We start from the raw sequence: 18,576 nt of genomic DNA on the forward strand, positions 1-18,576 counted from the left end.
AATAGTACTTTTTCAGATTCCCATACGGGTCTTGTGATATTTACCTGTACCAGATGATAATCAATCATAGTTCCAAATCTCGCTCGATTTCCTCCATTTCAATAATATCATGTGCTTCCTGTATCGTGGGCGCAACACAAATTGCATCGGGTACTTCTTCGTAGGAAACTTTATCGGTAACCAAAACAAAGGATTTTTTTGCGTTGGTGTGTAACTCCGAAAGTTGTAAAAATTCTAGAATATCGTCCGCTGTAAGCTTTGAAAAAGAGAAGAGGTTAACGATGATATTATCCGCTTTAATCTTTGGATAGGCTTCGTTCAAATTTTTCAAGAAAATAGAGAGGGTCGTTTTTTCTTGAAAAACTATTGTCGTAGAACCATCAGAGTCGAAAATCATAAAAAATCATTTTATTTTTGAAGCTAAAAGATAGATAACGGCCATACGAATGGCAACGCCGTTTTCGACTTGGTTTAAAATAATCGATTGTTTGGAGTCGGCCACATCGCTAGTAATCTCAACTCCGCGATTTATCGGGCCAGGGTGCATGATCACTATTTCTTTATCAAGACTATCGAGCAACTTCTTACTCACACCAAATTGCTGGGTATACTCACGGGTTGTTGGAAAATAGCTAATATCTAAGCGCTCATTTTGAATGCGCAGCATATTGGCAACATCACACCAGTTCAATGCTTTTCTTAAATCCGTCTCAACCTCTACACCCAATGACTCTATATGCTTCGGAAGTAAGGTTTTAGGACCGCACACCTTTACATTGGCCCCCTGTAACTTCAGTGCAAAAATATTTGATAAAGCAACACGGGAATGAAGAATATCGCCGACTATTACTACATTTTTACCTGGAACAGATCCAAGTTTCTCACGTATGGAATATGAGTCTAATAATGCTTGGGTCGGATGTTCATGTGCCCCATCTCCCGCATTGACAATGGAAGCGTTCACATATTTAGACAGGAATATTCCAGCTCCTGGATTCGGGTGTCTCATAACAACCATATCGACCTTCATCGAAAGTATGTTGTTGACCGTATCGATAAGTGTCTCTCCTTTCTTTACGGACGATTGCCCTGCTGAAAAGTTTATAACATCAGCTGAAAGACGCTTCTCGGCCAATTCAAAGGATAGTTTTGTACGGGTACTATTCTCAAAAAATATATTGGCGATAGTGATGTCCCTGAGAGAAGGTACCTTTTTAATGGACCGATTGATAACTTCTTTAAAATGGTCGGCGGTTTCAAAAATGAGTTGAATATCCGATTCGTTCAGATACTTGATTCCCAATAAGTGTTTCACACTTAGTTCTGCCATGCCTAGGTGTTTATCAGATAAATTACATCCTCTCCGTCATTTTCTTTCCACATAACTTTTACCTTTTCGTTGTTAATGGCATCAACCTGTCTACCCCTATAGTTCGGCTGAATAGGCAAATGTCGACTAAAACGCCTGTCAATTAGGGTTAACAACTCTATTTCCGAAGGTCTTCCGAAGGATTGAATTGCAGTTAGAGCGGCCCTTATGCTCCTACCTGTGTAGAGTACATCATCAACAAATACCACCTTTTTATCTTCCACCAAAAAATCTATCTTGGTTTTTGTAGCCTCTAAAGTCTTATCCCCCCTTCTAAAATCATCACGATAAAATGTGATATCCAAAAAACCAAGGTCTATGTGCTTGACACCATATTCCTTTTTTAAAATTTTTGTCAACCTCTGGGCTACAAAAATACCTCTCGGCTGAATACCGATCAGTACTGTATCTTTAAAATCGAGGTGGCTTTCCAGCAGCTGACAGGCCAAACGGTGAAGTATAATGTTGATTTCCTTTTCGGATAGCAATACTTTTTGACCCATACCGCCCTTATTACTTTTGCTCGACAAAAATAGGGAATTCTATCCAAACGAGGCAGTGAATATTTCTTACCTACCCTACTTCACCCTTTTCGTCTTAGACAATATTTAATTTTAAATAATCATTTACAAACTTACCTTTTGGGTCATACAGATCCATTAGCTCGATAAACTCGGGTAGTTTGCTATACCTTTTGTGTAGTACGGAGGGTGACATGGTAAAAACTTTCCCCCAATGGGGCCTTGCGTCAAAAGGCTCAAGAGTAGCCTCTAGTGTAGGAAGTAATTCGGCAACTTCCTTGATATGCTGTTTCCAAGTAAAATGAATCGCTACACAATCTGCCTGATAACAAGGACTCATCCAAAGGTTGTCGGCAGCGATGGTTCTGATTTCCGAAATCATAAGGTGGGGATATATTACATCTTTCTTCTGCTCCAGGGCTAATATGGCATCAAGCGCATTTTTATAAGGCACAAAGAACTCCGACTGAAGCTCCTCACCACTACTAGGTGTAAATCCCATTTTAAAATGGGGAAGGCGATCGTACCAAGGCCCGGGCACGCCCATCTGTTCGGTACAATTCTCCGCCGATAATCTAGTGATGGGATGCAGGTTCTTAGTTGCCGCTTTAGCACCAAAAAACGTCTCTCCGAGTGGTTTCAGTGGTCGATCTGTTCTTCGCTTAACCCAAACCTGACTTATTATATCATTTTGCCAATCGGTAAAAAGGCTAACGCTATATCCACTTGATAGTATGGCATCAAAATTTTCCTTGAGGGACTCTAGGGGCAGCCCTTGAAAAAGATCTTGTCTAACATCGAAAGTTTTTTCAACCCTCAACGTAATTTTGGTCAAGATGCCCAGCGCTCCCAAATTTACGACAGCTCCTTCGAAAACGTCTTTGTCCTTTTCCTTGTCTAAACTGATGAGTTCGCCCTTGGCATTGACCATCTCCAGGGCAACGACACTGGTTGCCAAATTGCCGTTCGTGACGCCAGATCCGTGGGTCGCCGTCGCGCAAGCTCCAGCTACCGATATATGCGGCAAGGAGGCAAGGTTGTGCAAGGCGTACCCCTTTTGGTGTAGCTCAGGTGCAAAATCACCGTATTTTGTACCGGCTCCTACCGTAACGGTCATCGCCTCTTCATCAAGATGATACAATCCGGCAAGATACTTTGTCGATATTTGGTTCAACGGATTGTCCGCAATATTATTAAAGCAATGACGAGAACCCAATGCCTTGTTCGTGGTTAATTCTTTAACAAGGTTTTGTACTTCTTCTACCGTTTTGGGTTCATATAGATTTTTGGCCTTGTAGGCATAATTTCCGGCCCAATTGGTTCGCTTGCCTTGAGGTTTTGACTCCACTTTTACTTTTTTATCCGATTTACAGGCCGCCAAAGGTGCTATAGCCATACCGGTGGCCGCAGTAGCGGTTGTTCTAATAAACTGTTTTCTTTTCATTGGTTAGTTCAATTCTAAAAAAGGTCACATATATATTGCGCGATTTAGCCATAGGCCATCACTAAAACTACAAAAATGTGAGGACATACAAATTATGGCCGTTGTCGCAAAAAGAAATTGATCTAGGAAATGGTCGAGCATATAAAAAGCCCCAACGGTTTTCCGTTGGGGCTTAAGAATGTATTCAGAAAAATTTGGGCTACTTCTTTTTCGAAGCTTCCATTTTATCCTTCAATGCCTGCAGTTGTTCGTTGGCATCACCCAAGGTAGGCTTGGCCTCATCCGCTGATGCAGCAGCCCTCTTTTGTGCCGCTTTTACATTTCGCTGTTCTTCTTCACGGAAAATAGCGGTATGACTAGCAACGACTCGTTTAAAGTCTTTGTTGAATTCAATGATCTTGAATTCTGCTTCTTCGCCTTTTCCGAGCTTTTTACCATCTTCCTTTTCTAAATGACGCTGCGGTACAAATGCCGTAATGTCTTCATTAAAGTCGATGGTTGCACCTTTATCGACGATATCGGTAATAGCAGCCTTATGGACAGTGCCCTCTGCGAATTCCTTTTCGTATTTATCCCAAGGGTTTTCAGTTGTCTGTTTGTGACCTAAGCTAAGCTTACGTCCTTCTACATCCAACTCCAATACTTCAACTTCCATGGTATCACCAACTGAAACGAATTCAGAAGGATGCTTGATTTTTTTAGTCCATGACAAATCAGAAATATAGATCAAACCATCAATTCCTTCTTCCATTTCAACAAACACCCCGAAATTGGTAAAGTTTCTGACGATACCTTTGTGTCTTGATCCTACGGGATATTTTGAAGTAATGTCCGTCCATGGATCAGGAGTCAACTGTTTAATGCCCAACGACATTTTTCGGTCTTCGCGATCTAAAGTCAATACGATTGCTTCTACTTCATCGCCAACATTGACGAAATCCTGAGCGGAACGCAAATGTGTCGACCATGACATTTCAGAAACGTGAATTAACCCTTCGACACCTTCCACAACTTCTATAAAGGCACCGTAATCGGCGATTACCACTACCTTGCCTTTCACTTTGTCACCTACTTTTATCTCATCGCTTAGGGCATCCCATGGATGTTTCTCCAACTGTTTCATACCCAACTGTATCCTTGATTTGTTCTCATCGAAATCAAGAATAACTACGTTGATTTTCTGATCAAGCTCGACCACTTCGTTCGGATGGTTGATTCGGCTCCAAGAAAGGTCGGTAATATGTACTAGTCCATCTACGCCTCCCAAATCGACAAAGACTCCGTAGGAGGTAATGTTTTTTACAACACCTTCCAACACTTGTCCTTTCTCCAATTGGCTGATGATCTCCTTTTTCTGTTCTTCGATATCGGCTTCGATAAGTGCCTTATGCGATACGACTACGTTTTTGAATTCATGGTTGATTTTCACCACCTTGAATTCCATGGTCTTACCAACATACTGATCATAGTCGCGAATAGGCTTAACATCGATCTGCGAACCAGGTAAAAAGGCCTCGATACCAAAAACATCGACAATCATACCTCCCTTGGTCCTACATTTTACGAAACCACTAACGATTTCTTCTTTGTCATGGGCTTTATTTACACGCTCCCATGCCATAATGGTTCTGGCCTTTCTATGTGATAGCACCAATTGACCACTTTTATCTTCGCGGATATCTATTAATACCTCAACCTTATCGCCTACCTTTAAATCGGGGTTATAGCGAAACTCGTTCAATGATATTACACCTTCTGACTTGGCATTGATATCAATAATCGCTTCACGGTCGGTCAAGTACACTACCGTACCCTCCACGACTTCTTCATCGGCGGTGTCGACAAAATTCTCGGCTACCAGCTTCTCGAATTCTTCCAACTTGGCATCATCGACACGCTCAATACCTTCCTCGTACTTCTCCCAATCAAAATTCTCCAAGAATTCTTGAGGATCTTTCTTTTGGATTTCTTGCTTTGTTTCTTGTGCTTCGGCAGTTTGCTCTACTTCAGCGGTTGCTTTTTCTTCAGCCATGTGCTGATTATATTTGTATTCTACGATATTACAAGAGTTAAACAATTCTCGCAGAAGCTGTTATATGTCGTTTTTATCTTCCCTTTTCCTCTTGATATCTTTGTAAAAAAGGAGTGCAAAAATACACCTTTATCCTCACATTACCAATCTTATTTCCAATATCGACAGGAATTCTATAAATATTAATCATTTCTCGTAGAATATTTTAATTATTAGCTATATTGAGCACCTAAGTATTAACCTTTAAAAGCAATTGAAAAATGAGTGTAAAAGAAAAATATCAGCCTGTTTTGGACCTCGGTGAAAAACTTGGGGTCAAGGACGGAAAAGTTACCGTCGAAGAGGGTATACTCAAGGTCAAAGGTCAGGCGGCAACCCAATATGAAAAAAATATATTGTGGGATTTGATTAAGGAAATAGGCGGAGAGCAGCCTAGCGATATAAAGGCCAACATTACCGTTGCCGACACCTCTATATATGCGAGACATACTGTTAAAAGTGGCGAATCACTGAGTAAGATCGCTAAGCATTATTATGGAGATCCCATGAAATACAAAGAAATTTTTGCGGCGAATACCGACATTCTTAAAAATCCAGATTTAATCCATCCGGGTCAAGTGTTGGCTATTCCAAATTTGTAGTAAGTAAAAAATTTAAAGATAGAGGGAGGCCTGCTTTTCTCAAGCAGGCTTTCTTATGTCTTATCAATAACACGAAGGGCAATGCTCTCAAGCCTCTCGAACTGCTCTTGAAGTCCCATATCGCTATTATCCAACTCGATGGCATCATCAGCTTTTCTGAGTGGTGAAAACTCACGATGTGAATCAATATAATCTCTATTTTTAACATTTTCAAGAACCTCTTCATAGGTAACCCGATCTCCTTTACCCAAGAGTTCTTTATACCTTCTAGTCGCTCTGGCCGTTGGGGATGCCGTCATAAAAATCTTTAATTCGGCATCTGGAAAAACGACCGTTCCTATGTCCCTCCCATCCATCACTATACCTTTGTCTTTGCCCATGGCTTTCTGCATATCTACCAATTTATGCCTTACCTGTTCTATTTCGGCAATCCTACTCACATGTCTAGACACTGGCAAAGTCCTAATTTCTTTCTCGACATTCTCCCCGTTCAAAAACATTTCAGAAAAACCCAACTCGGCATTTGGTATGAATTTCAACTGTATTCTAGGCAGTAATTGAATTAGTGCTTGAATATTCTCGGTACCCTGCCCGATAAAATTATTGCGCATGGCGAACAAAGTAATGGCCCGGTACATGGCGCCTGTATCTATGTACGCATAGCCCAACGATTTCGCCAATTGTTTGGCCAAGGTGCTTTTGCCCGTAGATGAAAAGCCATCGATTGCAATTGTGATTTTAGCCATTATAATTTTTTGGCATTTTTCACTTTTTGGCCAGTTACGGCTATGTCTATAACTTCGTGCATATCGGTTACATAGTGGAAATTCAATCCTTTAAGATATTCAGCTTTAATCTCGAGAATATCTTTCTCGTTATCCTTACATAAAATAATCTCCTTAATTCTGGCACGTTTGGCAGCAAGGATTTTTTCTTTGATGCCCCCCACCGGAAGTACCTTTCCCCTTAGGGTAATCTCTCCGGTCATAGCTATACTTTTTTTAACCTTTTTTTGGGTAAATAGGGAAACCAATGAAGTAAGCATCGTGATTCCAGCACTGGGTCCATCTTTAGGGGTCGCTCCCTCCGGCACATGAATATGTACATTGTATTTTTCAAAAACCTCCGAAGAAATCCCGAATCTATCCGCATTCGATTTGATATATTCCATGGCAATTGTAGCCGACTCCTTCATCACCTTTCCAAGGTTACCGGTGATATTCAACGATCCCTTTCCTTTTGACAATATAGATTCGATAAAAAGAATATCACCGCCAACGCTTGTCCATGCCAATCCAGTTACAACGCCTGCTACTTCATTACTTTCGTATTTATCACGCTCCAATCGTGCAGGCCCAAGCACCTTTTCAACAACGGCATTGGATATCTTTATATCATATTCTTCTTCAGTGGCAATATTTTTTGCGGCATACCGCACCATCTTAGCGATTTGTTTTTCCAAGGAACGAACACCTGATTCACGGGTATAGCCCTCCACAATTTTCTCTAACTGGGGCTTGCCGATTTTTAAATCTTTGGCACTGAGGCCATGTTCCTTCAACTGCTTTGGCAACAAATGCCTTTTGGCTATTTCGACCTTTTCTTCAATCGTATAGCCAGTAACGTTAATAATTTCCATTCGATCACGAAGTGCAGGTTGAATAGTCGAGAGATTGTTTGCAGTGGCAATGAACATTACCTTAGAAAGATCATACCCCATCTCAAGGAAATTATCATGAAAGTCATTGTTCTGCTCCGGATCAAGTACCTCTAACATCGCTGAAGAAGGGTCGCCTTGATGGCTATTTGACAATTTATCGATCTCATCCAAGATAAAAACGGGATTAGAGGTGCCTGCCTTTTTCAAACTCTGGATTATTCTTCCGGGCATTGCCCCAATATAGGTTTTACGGTGCCCCCTTATCTCAGCTTCGTCACGTAGCCCTCCTAAAGACATTCGTACGTATTGTCGCCCCAAAGCCTCTGCCACGGATTTTCCCAACGAGGTTTTACCCACTCCTGGCGGGCCATACAAACATAATATAGGAGACTTCATATCATTTCGAAGTTTTAAAACCGCCAGATATTCAATAATTCTTCGCTTCACATCCTCTAGGCCGTAATGGTCCCTGTCCAATATTTTCTGGGCTCTCTTTAAATCGAATTTATCTTTCGAAAACTCATTCCAAGGTAAATCAAGAAATAGATCCAGATAATTTCTTTGTATCGAATATTCTGCTACCTGGGGATTCATTCGTTGCATTTTCGCCAATTCTTTATCAAAATGCTCGCGTACCTTTTTGCCCCATTTCTTCTTCTTGGCCTTTTCCCGCATTTCATAGACCTCGTCGTCATGAGAGACACCTCCTAGTTCTTCTTGAATGGTCTTCATCTGCTGATGCAGAAAATACTCACGTTGCTGCTGATCCATGTCATGTCGAACCTTTGATTGAATATCGTTTTTAAGCTCTAATTTTTGAAGCTCAAGATTCATGTATTTTAAGGTGGCCAAAGCACGTTCCTGAAGATTGTCCATTTCCAAAAGCTCTTGCTTCTCGTTCACCGGAAGATTAAGGTTAGAGGACACGAAATTGATGAGAAAGGAATTACTTTGTATATTTTTTATGGCGAATGATGCCTCACTAGGAATATTCGGATTATCACGAATTATTTTCAAAGCCAGTTCCTTAATAGATTCAATTATGGCTAAAAATTCCTGATTATTTGCATCAGGCCTTTGCTCCACCGTTTCGCGGATGGTGGCGGTCATATAAGGTTTTTCGGTGAGTACTTCGGCTATTTCAAAACGTTTTTTCCCTTGTAGGATAACCGTGGTATTGCCATCGGGCATTTTAAGAACCCTCAAAATACGAGCGACCGTTCCCAAAACATTGATATCTTTTACTTTGGGGTTTTCGGTACTCTCGTCTTTCTGCGAAACCACACCGATCACTTTAGAACCGTTATTGGCATCCTTTATCAAACTAATTGAAGCATCCCTACCCGCAGTTATAGGGATCACGACGCCAGGAAATAATACTGTATTTCGCAAAGGCAAAATTGGCAAGGTCTCCGGCAAAACTTCATTGTTCATCTCCTCCTCGTCCTCAGGTGTTAACAGAGGTATCAACTCCGCATCCTCATCAATGGACTGCAAAGACATATTGTCAAAATTTGAATATTTAGAATCTCCCATACTATCATTTACCGTCATTCTGTCATTAAGTTGACACATGACTTTTTGTTATCTATTCATCTTAAATCAATGAAAAGCGCCATTGCCACTAGAATTAGGGCAATAATCACCTTCATTTCACAATTATTATGACAATTCTTATGCCAATCGGGTAAGGTGCAAATCACTTACGGCTTTACTAAGTTTTAGTTTTCTCTATTCTTTGTGGGTTCGAATAGAAAAACAAAAGAACTTCCCTTTATTCTAAACTATGAATTCTTTCGAAAAGTAAATAGAGTATTATGTAAGGAAAAAGTCCAATTATCGGGACTTTTTCCTTACATAAAATTAGCTATTCTTTGAGGAGTTTTTTGATATATTCTCTTCCGTCTTTCAGAGTAAAACGAACAGGATATACCCCCTTTGGTAAATGGGATACATCTAAAGTTCGAACGGTTTGATCGGAAGAAGCCTCTTTGAATTCCTCCTTAATGATTCGCTTTCCATTGCTATCATATACAGACAACTTTGCTATAATACCCGCACCATCAATTTCAAAATTAACAACATCGGATACAGGATTGGGAACCAAGTTAATATTAAAATCTTCAATTGAAGGAACTGACGGACCATTATATTGGTTACTATAAAGTTTCATGGAAGCCTTCAACGTGGTAGAATCGGTATCAATGGGGCACCCCATCACCTCGACCTCGGCCATGTGCAGCGTGCCGTCGCCTGAGAGCTGTACCCGCACGTAGCGGCCCTCCGCGGTGAGCGGGATGGTCTCTTGGGACCCTGCGGAATCGGTGAAATAGTACCCTGTTATGTTCCCGTCGGCCAAGAGGTCCTCCAAGGTGGCGCTAGCCGGGAAAGGGTCCGGGGACACGAAAACATGGAAGTTGTTCAAACGCGATTGAAGGCCGTCGCTGCGGTTGTATATTACCACTCCGTCCACCGTATGTTCCGCCCCTAGGTCCACTTCCCACCAAGGTCGGTACTCCGTCTGGGTATGCTGGAGGTCGGCGCTCCACGGGGAGGTCCCCGTCATGTTGCCGTCTATGGCAAGGGACGCTACACCGTTGCCGTAAGTACTTGACTGTGTAGCGGTGCCCCCAATGGCCACGTTAGAGAGCACGCAGCCCCCACTCCCAACGGTGGCGACCTCGATATCGTAACTGTCCGACCGCACGCAGCCCGTACCGTCGTCGTAGGTATAGACCACCGTATAGGTGCCCGTGCCGACCCCGGGATCGAACGTGCCGTCCGTGCTCGCGCCGGACCAGGTGCCTCCTGCCGGGCTGCCCGCAAGCGCTTGGACCGGGTCCGTGTCCAAGAAGGGCCCCACAGGCGTTATCGCAACCGGTTCGGCGCCCTCGCAGGGGGAAGGGCACCCCATCACCTCCACCTCGGCCACGTGCAGGATGCCGCTGCCCGAGAGCTGTACCCGAACGTAGCGACCCTCCGCCGTGAGGGAAAACGTCTCCGAGGGACCCGCCGGGCCAGGGAAGTACGCACGAGCGATGCCTGCGTCGCCGAGCAGGTCCTCTAGGGAAGCCCCAGGGGCAAACGGGAGCGCCGAGACAAGTACGTAGAAGTCCCGAAGACGGGACTGGTTCCCGTCGCTGCGATTGTAGAGTACCACTTGGTCCACCGTATGGTCCGCCCCCAGATCCACCTCCCACCAGGGCCGATTCTCGCTCTGGGTGTGCTGTAGGTCCGCACTCCAAGGCGAGCTCCCAGACGTATTGCCATCTATGGCCAAAGACGCCACTCCGTTTCCGTAAGTACTTGACTGTGAGGCCATTCTACCAAGAGCCACGTTCGAAAGTACGCAGTCGCCGCTGCCTATCGCGGCCACCTCGATATCGTAGCTGTCGGACTGCACGCAGCCTGCGCCATTGTCGTAGGTATAGGTCACCGTATAGGTGCCCGCGCCAAGGCCGGGGTCGAACGTGCCGTCAGTGCTCGCCCCGGACCACGTACCGCCGACAGGGCTGCCCGTGAGCGCCTGGACCGGGTCCGTGTCCAAAAAGGGACCGACCGGTGATATCGCAACGGGCTCGGCACCGTCGCAGGGGGAGGCCTGAAGGAAACATCCCATCACTTCGACCTCGGCCATGTGAAGTATGCCATTATCGGCCAACTGAATACGAACGTACCTTCCCTCAGTATTCAGGGCGATAATCTCCTCTAGGCCGGCCTGACCCCCGAAATAATACTCGTAAACCTCGGGATCGGCTACAAGATCAGACACCGTTGCCTGGGAGGGAAAGATATTTGACGAAACAAATAGGTAGAAATTGTTCAATCGCGTGCTATTTGCATCGCTACGGTTAAATATCCTCATGTTCTCCAAGATGTACTCCCCGCCCAAATCCACCTCCCACCAAGGAGAGAGTTCTTCTTGGGTATGCTGGAGGTCGGCACTCCATGGTGAAGTCCCCGTCGTATTGCCGTCTATGGCCAAAGACGCCACGCCGTTGCCGTACGTGCTGGACTGTGAGGCCGTGCCCCCAAGGGCCACATTAGATAATGTACATTCAGTATCCAGAGAAGTAACCTTTATTTCGATGTTTTCGGTTTGAACACAGCCCAAACCGTTGTCGTAAGTGTATGTAACCGTATAGATACCTTCTCCTATACTTGGGTCGAAGGTCCCATCAGTGCTCGCTCCCGACCAGGTACCTCCCGCAGGGTTGGCAGTTAAGGTTTGAACGGGATTAGTATCTAAGTAAGGGCCAAAGGAACTAATCAGAATCGGAGGTACACCATCACAAGCTGCCTTTACTATCAATTCCTCAGCTGCGGATTGTATACAACCTTCGCCGTTATCGTAAGTATAAACCACAGTATAACTTCCAGGTCCAATACTTGGGTCAAAGAATCCATCTGTAGTAGCTCCGGACCATAAACCTCCTGGCGGACTACCAACAAGTGTTTGTATTTCATCAGAATCTAAATAAGGGCCTGCTTGGGTAATCGTTGCCGCTGGTTGTCCCTCACATAAAGAATTGCCAATAATACAGCCCATGACTTCCACCTCGGCCATATGCAGAGTACCGCTTTCCGATAGTTGAATACGAATAAATCTTCCGTTTGTGCCCAAAGTAAGGGTCTCCTCTAAACCCGCAGTATTGGGAAAATGATACTTAAAAACATTTGAATCATTCTTTAGATCTTCAAAACTAGCCTGAGAAGAAATAGGACTGTTCGAGACAAAAACGTAGAAATTTGCTAACCTTGATTGCAATTTATCAGTACGATTGAAAATATGTAATTCATCAATTAAATACGCCGATCCCAAATCGATTTGCCACCATGGAGAAACCTCATTGGTAGTATGTTGAAGATCAGCGCTCCACGGTGAAGTTCCTGTTGTATTGCCGTCAACAGCCAATGAAGCTACACCATTTCCATAAGTACTCGACTGAATGGCAATACCTCCAATAGCCACATTGGATAACGTACAACCCCCGTCTACAATAATATTAGTTCTTGCGCTTTGACTTCCATCTCCAGAACTGGCCATTATGATTGCCGTGCCCGATGCTACCGCGGTAACCAAGCCGTTATCATCAACGGTAGCAACAGTGTCGTCATTTGAAGACCATATTATCGTTTGATCTTCAGCGTTGGCCGGTGTAACAGTTGCTGTCAATTGCTGTGTTTGGCCACTTGACATGTCGAGTGAACCATGCGACACTGACACTCCTGATACTAAAACCGTAGGAGCTCCAACCATCATGGTTTCAGCGATTGATGGTACTCCATTGTCATCAACACCAAAAAGCATGTAATATCCCGGTGGCAAAAGATTTCTATCAGGAATATTTAGAGCGTAGGTGCCGTTTCCTGAAAATGTGACAGGGATTCTACGCTGCTCATTGTTTGTACTATGTGTAGCCGATGACATGCGAATTAGGCTGAATTCTTGAATATTCGGGCTTCCGTTCACAAGGATAGAACTATTATAATCAACGATATCCGGAGCAGAAATAGTCGGTCGCTGAGCCAAGTTTCCACTCCCGTCAAATAAGTACGGCGGACTGTATATTTCAGCATCCATATGATTAGCGCAACTTTGACATAAACCTCCACCGCCTACAAAGACCCTTCCATCGGTCATTAAAATAGAAACACTGTGATATGTTCTAGGAATTTGCATTCCAGCCACTGTTCTCCATTGATTAGTCGACGGACTATAAATTTCTCCGTACAATCGTGCGCCTTCGTCTACAAAAACTTGAGCCGTACTTAACCCTCCTGTTACCAGAACTTCCCCATTTGGCAGCACCACGCTATTATGCATGGTTCTGGAAAAACTCAAATTATTAAGTGTAGGAGTTACTATAACACTACTTTCATTATTGATATCTATTACATAAGAATTATCTTTAGCAGGGTCACCACTAGCATAAGAGGGTGCACCTCCGACCTTTAAAAGTTTGCCAATATCAAACATAACGGTCGTACCTTTCATGGAATAGGTATCGGTTCCTCGTTTACCTGCGAAAATAGAAGAACCACTACCACTTACGTCGAACCAATGCATATCTTCGCCAGGACCTGCATGAAAAATCTTTCCATTTGGGGCGGCCCACAACCAAGCGTGGTTATCCGCACGATAAACCCCTTCTACTTCAGTACTGAGGTCATTTGAATTGAACAATAAATCACTTCTTAATCCTGGAAGTGTTTTCCAACCTGTTTCAGGCCTCCACATTTCAGCAATTTTTTCACCGTTGGGTGCTAAACCACCACTCCATGAACCTCCAAAAACAAATGCAAATCCATCTGAAAGGGTCACAGCTCCCTGATAACCTCTACCAACGTTCATGTTATCGACAGCGATCCAAGTATCAGAGCTAAAATCATATAGGGTAGCTTTGGGATGTGATGACCCCCCCGTAACCAATAACTGGCCATTGGCCATATTATTGATCCCTGGACAAAACATATCATGATTTGTTGTTGACAATTTTTCTCCGAGGGCCGTCCCATCCGGACCTAAAAAAGGATCAAAAATTTCAGTATAAGTAAATCCGTCGGCCCCTCCAAAATAATCCCGATACTTTGAAGACCAAGCAACCAATCTACCATCAGGAAGATTGGCTACAGCAACTGGAACCATACCAAATGGAATGGGAGCACTCCATTTCCCTGTTGTAATTAAAGTTGACTCCACCGTCACCGAGGAGCTGGAGGTGAAGCCACCGTCGTTGGTCGTGGCCGTTACCGTGGCCGTACCGGGCGAGACCCCAGTCACAAGGCCGGAGGCGTCAACAGTGGCCACCGCCTCGTCGTCCGAGGACCACAGGACCGTGGCGTCGTCGGCGTCCAACGGGGTTATCGCCGCAGTAAGCTGCTGGGCAAGGCCCTCGGTAACCGTAACGGTGGCGGGGGAGACCGCAACCCCGGTCACCGGAACAGGTGCGGGCTCCACCGTCACCGAGGAGCTGGAGGTGAAGCCACCGTCGTTGGTCGTGGCCGTTACCGTGGCCGTACCGGGCGAGACCCCAGTCACAAGGCCGGAGGCGTCAACAGTGGCCACCGCCTCGTCGTCCGAGGACCACAGGACCGTGGCGTCGTCGGCGTCCAACGGGGTTATCGCCGCAGTAAGCTGCTGGGCAAGGCCCTCGGTAACCGTAACGGTGGCGGGGGAGACCGCAACCCCGGTCACGGAAGTTTGTGCTTCGGCACATACACTAAAAAAAAGAAAAATAATTAAGTTGACTTTCAAAAAAGTTTTCAGGAAAATAGTCATCGTTTTATACTGTAGTTATCAAATAAATCAATTGCGCCAATTACAAAAAAGTGTGAGTAATATTCATATATAGGACTTTAGGATAAAGGTGCGGTAGCCTCCTCATATAAAATATAAAAGCTACTCCCTTCTCAATAAGTCCCCAAACTTTATAGACAACACAGTTCGCAAAGCAACTTTGACCCTTTTTGTCATTAATATCGATGTATTCCGCTTCTCTAATGCAGAAAATCTCTAGCGAAGTTTGAATAAGATCTTTCTCCATGACCTTTTTAAGGCCAGAGAAAAAAAATTCAAAACAATAAAACAACGAGTGAAAACATCCCATATTTTCCGAACTACATAAGCACAAAACACTATCGCTACACACAAAAAAGGCAATCGGGGGCTTTCTTAGGGGAATGTTGTAAAATTAGCCTTTTTACCTCTGGAAACGCTACCCTATTTCGACTAATCGATTAAAAACCAATTATTTCGACGAAATTCGAATGAAAAATTATAATCAAAAAAAAGAGTTGAAAATATTATTAATTTCAAACTGTAACAATCTATAAATTGTATCATCCTTAATAATAAACCATCTACTTTTTGAGCCACAAAGGAGAACATATTGACGTGCTGTTAAAATTATGCCTGGAGGGAAAGCAAAGCGCTCAGCTCGAAATATACAACCGCTATCACAGAGCAATGTACAATACGGCTCTGCGCATCGTAAAAAAGAGTGAAGAGGCCGAAGATGTAATGCAAGAATCCTTTTTAAGCGCATTTACGAAACTACATACATTCAAGGCGGAAGTAACTTTTGGGTCTTGGTTAAAACGCATTGTAATCAATAACAGCATTCAACATTATAGAAAACAACAGAAAATGAACCAGATTGCCCTTGAAGATGTATTATACAGGGTCGAAGAAGAGGTAGTTGTTAACGACCATCATGCGTTATCGGAACTGAAGGCTCAAAAAGTGATGGAAACCATGAACCGGTTAAAAGACAATTACCGAGTTTCTTTGACCCTACATCTTATTGAAGGCTATGACTATCGGGAAGTGAGCAAAATTATGAATATTAGTTATGCGAACTGTAGAACCACCATATCAAGAGCGAAGGAAAGCTTACGAAAAAAATTGGTAAATACTTGAACCATGGAAAAGAATGAATTGGATAGACTGTTTGAGCAGTTAAGGGGCCGTTTTGACCTTGAAGAACCAAAAGTAGGACATACAGATCGTTTTCTTGAAAAACTGAATACAAAGAAGGGAGTAACTACCTTAAGAAGACCGAAAAATCGATGGCAGAGACCAGTTGCTATTGCAGCCTCCTTCGTTATTTTACTTACAACTAGTATTCTTTTTTTCAATTCGCAAACATCACTGGAAGAACAAGTTGCTGAAATTTCTCCTGAGGCCTCAAAATCTGAAAATTACTTTGCCAGTATCATCGATGAACAAATCAAACAGCTTGAAAAAGAAACTACACCTGAAACACAACGTATTATTGAGGACACGATGGTACAAATGGAAAAATTGGAACTCGACTACAATAATTTGGAAAAAGACCTAATAAAGGGGGGTAACAACAAGCTTATTTTAAGTGCGATGATTACCAACTTTCAAACCCGAATAGACTTATTACAAGATGTCCTCAAAAAAATTGAAACTATTAAAACTCTAAAAAATTACGATAATGCAAATACTACATTTTAAAAAGTTAATTATTGCGTTTCTGTTACTGCCATTAATAGCTCTAGCCAACAATGAAAAGGGCAAAGGCAGGTATACCAAAGAGAAAACCATTAAGAGAGCGTTCAATGTCAATTCGAACGCGCTGCTTAAAGTGGAAAATAGCTACGGAAACCTCAATATTACCTCTTGGAACGAAAACCGAATTCTCATTGAGGTACATATTAAGACCAATGGTGACAATGAAGAAAAAGTTCAACAAAAGCTTGAGGATATTTCGGTAGATTTTGAATCCAGTACGAGCATGGTTTCGGCCCGAACCGATCTCCATACGAATAAAAGCGGTTGGGGCTGGAATTGGGGAAAGAGTAGCAATGTCAATATGCAAATTAACTATACAATCAAGGTTCCCGTGAAAAATAACATTCAATTAAGTAATGATTATGGAGGGATACTCCTAGATCGTATTGATGGCCATGCCAAGATAAGCTGTGACTACGGTCGACTTGAAATTGGTGAACTTAGGGGGCGTGAGAACCAACTGAGTTTTGATTATACCTCGAAATCAACCATCGGCTTTATCAATAGTGGTACTATTTCAGCGGATTATTCAGGTTTTATTGTTACAAAGGCGGGGGACTTGATCATCAATGCCGACTATTCCGACTCTTCCGTTGAACAAATGGAAAATCTAAGATACAATTGTGATTATGGTAAAATTGAAATAGGGGAAGCCCAAAATATAGAAGGTAGGGGCGACTATATCAATGTCAACCTAGGAACTTTACACGGAAATGTCGATATCGCTGCTGATTATGGTTCCCTAAAAATCGGAAAAATGGCCGAAGACGCTGGTAACTTATCGGTAAAAAGCAATTACACAGGGGTTAAGATAGGATACCACACACTGTACAATTTCAATTTTGAAATACGTGCGTCGTATGCCGGGGTAAGCGGAAAAGAGGACTTTGAAATTAGCAGGAGCGAAGAAAAAAATTCTAGTGTATACTACAAAGGATACTTTGGCGCTTCCAACAGTGGAAACTTGGTTACTATCACCAGTGACTATGGCGGAATATCATTTCATAAAAACTAATATGAACCTACCTGCAAGAATGCAGGCAAAAAACAAACAACAATGAAAAATACAACGTTAATACTGAGCCTAGGAATTTTGATAGTAACCTCCTGTTCTGCACAATGGGGCAAAAAAATTAAAGGAAACGGTAATTTGGTTACTATAAAGAGAAGCGTAGCAAATTATGAGGGAGTGGCTGTATCAGGGTGGTTTGATGTCGACCTTGTCGAAGGGCGTGAGGGGAACCTTTCCTTAGAGGGGGAAGAAAATCTTTTGGAATATATCGTTACCGAAGTCAAAAATGGAAGCTTGAATATACGGGTAAAAAAAGGAGCAAACCTAAAGCCTTCCAGCTGGAATCAAGGTATACGTATAACCGTTCCCGTAGAGGACATAGAAAATATTAGTATGTCTGGATCTGGCGATATAGTCGGAAAAACTACCCTCAAGGCTTCTAAGTTCCAAACAGCGATGTCGGGATCTGGAGATATCACTTTACATGTAATGGCGAACACCATGACCGCAACAATGTCAGGTTCCGGAGATATGAACTTAGCCGGTAAGGTAAAAGATTTTGAAGCCTCTGTTTCCGGTTCAGGTGATATTAAAGCCTATGATCTTACTGCCGACAATGTTCAGGCGACAATTTCAGGTTCTGCAGATATCAAAGTAACTGCTAAAGAAATGTTGAAAGCTAGGGTATCGGGATCAGGTGATATCAGCTATCGTGGGAATCCTAAAAAAGTAGATACCAAAACTTCTGGTTCTGGCGATATTTCGAAAGGGTAAGAGTTTATTCATCTGTCGTAGCCTGTCTAGACCAAGGAGAGAGGTTACCCTATTAAAGAAAGGGCCATGCTAATATGTGT

13 protein-coding genes are annotated in these 18,576 nt (G+C 43.1%); 5 read left to right on the forward strand and 8 right to left on the reverse strand.

What is annotated here, in order from left to right; all coding sequences use genetic code 11:
- Window positions 1–64 precede the first annotated feature (64 nt).
- The 5 genes from F2B13_RS06095 to rpsA form a co-directional block, all read right to left on the reverse strand.
- Entirely contained in the window at window positions 65–397 is a 333-nt protein-coding gene (locus F2B13_RS06095; RefSeq protein ID WP_149276386.1) for a ribonuclease Z, read from the reverse strand.
- A 6-nt stretch (window positions 398–403) separates the two neighbouring features.
- Window positions 404–1,330 carry an aspartate carbamoyltransferase catalytic subunit gene (locus F2B13_RS06100; protein WP_149303601.1) on the reverse strand — a complete coding sequence of 309 codons (927 nt, stop codon included), beginning with the start codon at window positions 1,328–1,330 and terminating at the stop codon, window positions 404–406.
- 2 nt (window positions 1,331–1,332) lie between these two features.
- The gene (pyrR, locus tag F2B13_RS06105; RefSeq protein ID WP_149303603.1) at window positions 1,333–1,872 is read right to left on the reverse strand and encodes a bifunctional pyr operon transcriptional regulator/uracil phosphoribosyltransferase PyrR; all 540 of its coding nucleotides are present in this window, start codon (window positions 1,870–1,872) and stop codon (window positions 1,333–1,335) included.
- Between the two features lie 94 nt (window positions 1,873–1,966).
- On the reverse strand, window positions 1,967–3,334 hold the full coding sequence (locus F2B13_RS06110; RefSeq protein WP_149303605.1) for a D-arabinono-1,4-lactone oxidase: 1,368 nt from the start codon (window positions 3,332–3,334) through the stop codon (window positions 1,967–1,969).
- 199 nt (window positions 3,335–3,533) lie between these two features.
- A complete protein-coding gene (gene rpsA, locus F2B13_RS06115; protein WP_149276390.1) occupies window positions 3,534–5,366 on the reverse strand; it encodes a 30S ribosomal protein S1 in 1,833 nt (610 codons plus the stop codon).
- Between the two features lie 260 nt (window positions 5,367–5,626).
- On the opposite strand from rpsA, the gene F2B13_RS06120 reads away from it, so the two are divergent.
- Window positions 5,627–6,007 (forward strand): LysM peptidoglycan-binding domain-containing protein, encoded by a 381-nt coding sequence (locus F2B13_RS06120; RefSeq protein WP_149276391.1) that lies wholly within the window; start codon window positions 5,627–5,629, stop codon window positions 6,005–6,007.
- A gap of 53 nt (window positions 6,008–6,060) precedes the next feature.
- Here F2B13_RS06120 and cmk read toward each other — a convergent pair whose 3' ends face one another.
- The 3 genes from cmk to F2B13_RS06135 form a co-directional block, all read right to left on the reverse strand.
- The gene (cmk, locus tag F2B13_RS06125; RefSeq protein ID WP_149276392.1) at window positions 6,061–6,753 is read right to left on the reverse strand and encodes a (d)CMP kinase; all 693 of its coding nucleotides are present in this window, start codon (window positions 6,751–6,753) and stop codon (window positions 6,061–6,063) included.
- Complete coding sequence (gene lon / locus F2B13_RS06130) at window positions 6,753–9,203, reverse strand: endopeptidase La (RefSeq protein WP_149276444.1); 2,451 nt, start codon at window positions 9,201–9,203, stop codon at window positions 6,753–6,755. The genes cmk and lon overlap by 1 nt, the downstream gene beginning before the upstream one ends.
- Before the next feature lie 331 nt (window positions 9,204–9,534).
- Window positions 9,535–14,949, reverse strand: a complete 5,415-nt coding sequence (locus tag F2B13_RS06135) for a galactose-binding domain-containing protein (protein WP_149303607.1) — start codon at window positions 14,947–14,949, stop codon at window positions 9,535–9,537.
- A 588-nt stretch (window positions 14,950–15,537) separates the two neighbouring features.
- On the opposite strand from F2B13_RS06135, the gene F2B13_RS06140 reads away from it, so the two are divergent.
- The 4 genes from F2B13_RS06140 to F2B13_RS06155 are packed head-to-tail and all read left to right on the forward strand — an operon-like array spanning window position 15,538 to window position 18,496.
- A complete protein-coding gene (locus tag F2B13_RS06140) occupies window positions 15,538–16,089 on the forward strand; it encodes an RNA polymerase sigma factor (protein WP_149277502.1) in 552 nt (183 codons plus the stop codon).
- A 3-nt stretch (window positions 16,090–16,092) separates the two neighbouring features.
- A complete protein-coding gene (locus F2B13_RS06145; protein WP_149277503.1) occupies window positions 16,093–16,653 on the forward strand; it encodes a hypothetical protein in 561 nt (186 codons plus the stop codon).
- Entirely contained in the window at window positions 16,634–17,725 is a 1,092-nt protein-coding gene (locus F2B13_RS06150) for a hypothetical protein (RefSeq protein ID WP_149277504.1), read from the forward strand. The genes F2B13_RS06145 and F2B13_RS06150 overlap by 20 nt, the downstream gene beginning before the upstream one ends.
- A 42-nt stretch (window positions 17,726–17,767) precedes the next feature.
- Window positions 17,768–18,496 (forward strand): head GIN domain-containing protein, encoded by a 729-nt coding sequence (locus F2B13_RS06155; protein ID WP_149277505.1) that lies wholly within the window; start codon window positions 17,768–17,770, stop codon window positions 18,494–18,496.
- Window positions 18,497–18,576: the final 80 nt, after the last annotated feature.

This window comes from Pareuzebyella sediminis (genome assembly GCF_008367235.1).
Taxonomy (GTDB): Bacteria; Bacteroidota; Bacteroidia; order Flavobacteriales; family Flavobacteriaceae; genus Pareuzebyella; species Pareuzebyella sediminis.

Excerpts from the sequence above, each read along its gene's own strand:
- F2B13_RS06095 (WP_149276386.1), bottom strand. The coding sequence starts at position 397 with ATGATTTTCGACTCTGATGGTTCTACGACAATAGTTTTTCAAGAAAAA.
- F2B13_RS06100 (WP_149303601.1), bottom strand. The coding sequence starts at position 1,330 with ATGGCAGAACTAAGTGTGAAACACTTATTGGGAATCAAGTATCTGAAC.
- pyrR (WP_149303603.1), bottom strand. The coding sequence starts at position 1,872 with ATGGGTCAAAAAGTATTGCTATCCGAAAAGGAAATCAACATTATACTT.
- F2B13_RS06110 (WP_149303605.1), bottom strand. The coding sequence starts at position 3,334 with ATGAAAAGAAAACAGTTTATTAGAACAACCGCTACTGCGGCCACCGGT.
- rpsA (WP_149276390.1), bottom strand. The coding sequence starts at position 5,366 with ATGGCTGAAGAAAAAGCAACCGCTGAAGTAGAGCAAACTGCCGAAGCA.
- F2B13_RS06120 (WP_149276391.1), top strand. The coding sequence starts at position 5,627 with ATGAGTGTAAAAGAAAAATATCAGCCTGTTTTGGACCTCGGTGAAAAA.
- cmk (WP_149276392.1), bottom strand. The coding sequence starts at position 6,753 with ATGGCTAAAATCACAATTGCAATCGATGGCTTTTCATCTACGGGCAAA.
- lon (WP_149276444.1), bottom strand. The coding sequence starts at position 9,203 with ATGGGAGATTCTAAATATTCAAATTTTGACAATATGTCTTTGCAGTCC.
- F2B13_RS06135 (WP_149303607.1), bottom strand. The coding sequence starts at position 14,949 with ATGACTATTTTCCTGAAAACTTTTTTGAAAGTCAACTTAATTATTTTT.
- F2B13_RS06145 (WP_149277503.1), top strand. The coding sequence starts at position 16,093 with ATGGAAAAGAATGAATTGGATAGACTGTTTGAGCAGTTAAGGGGCCGT.
- F2B13_RS06150 (WP_149277504.1), top strand. The coding sequence starts at position 16,634 with ATGCAAATACTACATTTTAAAAAGTTAATTATTGCGTTTCTGTTACTG.
- F2B13_RS06155 (WP_149277505.1), top strand. The coding sequence starts at position 17,768 with ATGAAAAATACAACGTTAATACTGAGCCTAGGAATTTTGATAGTAACC.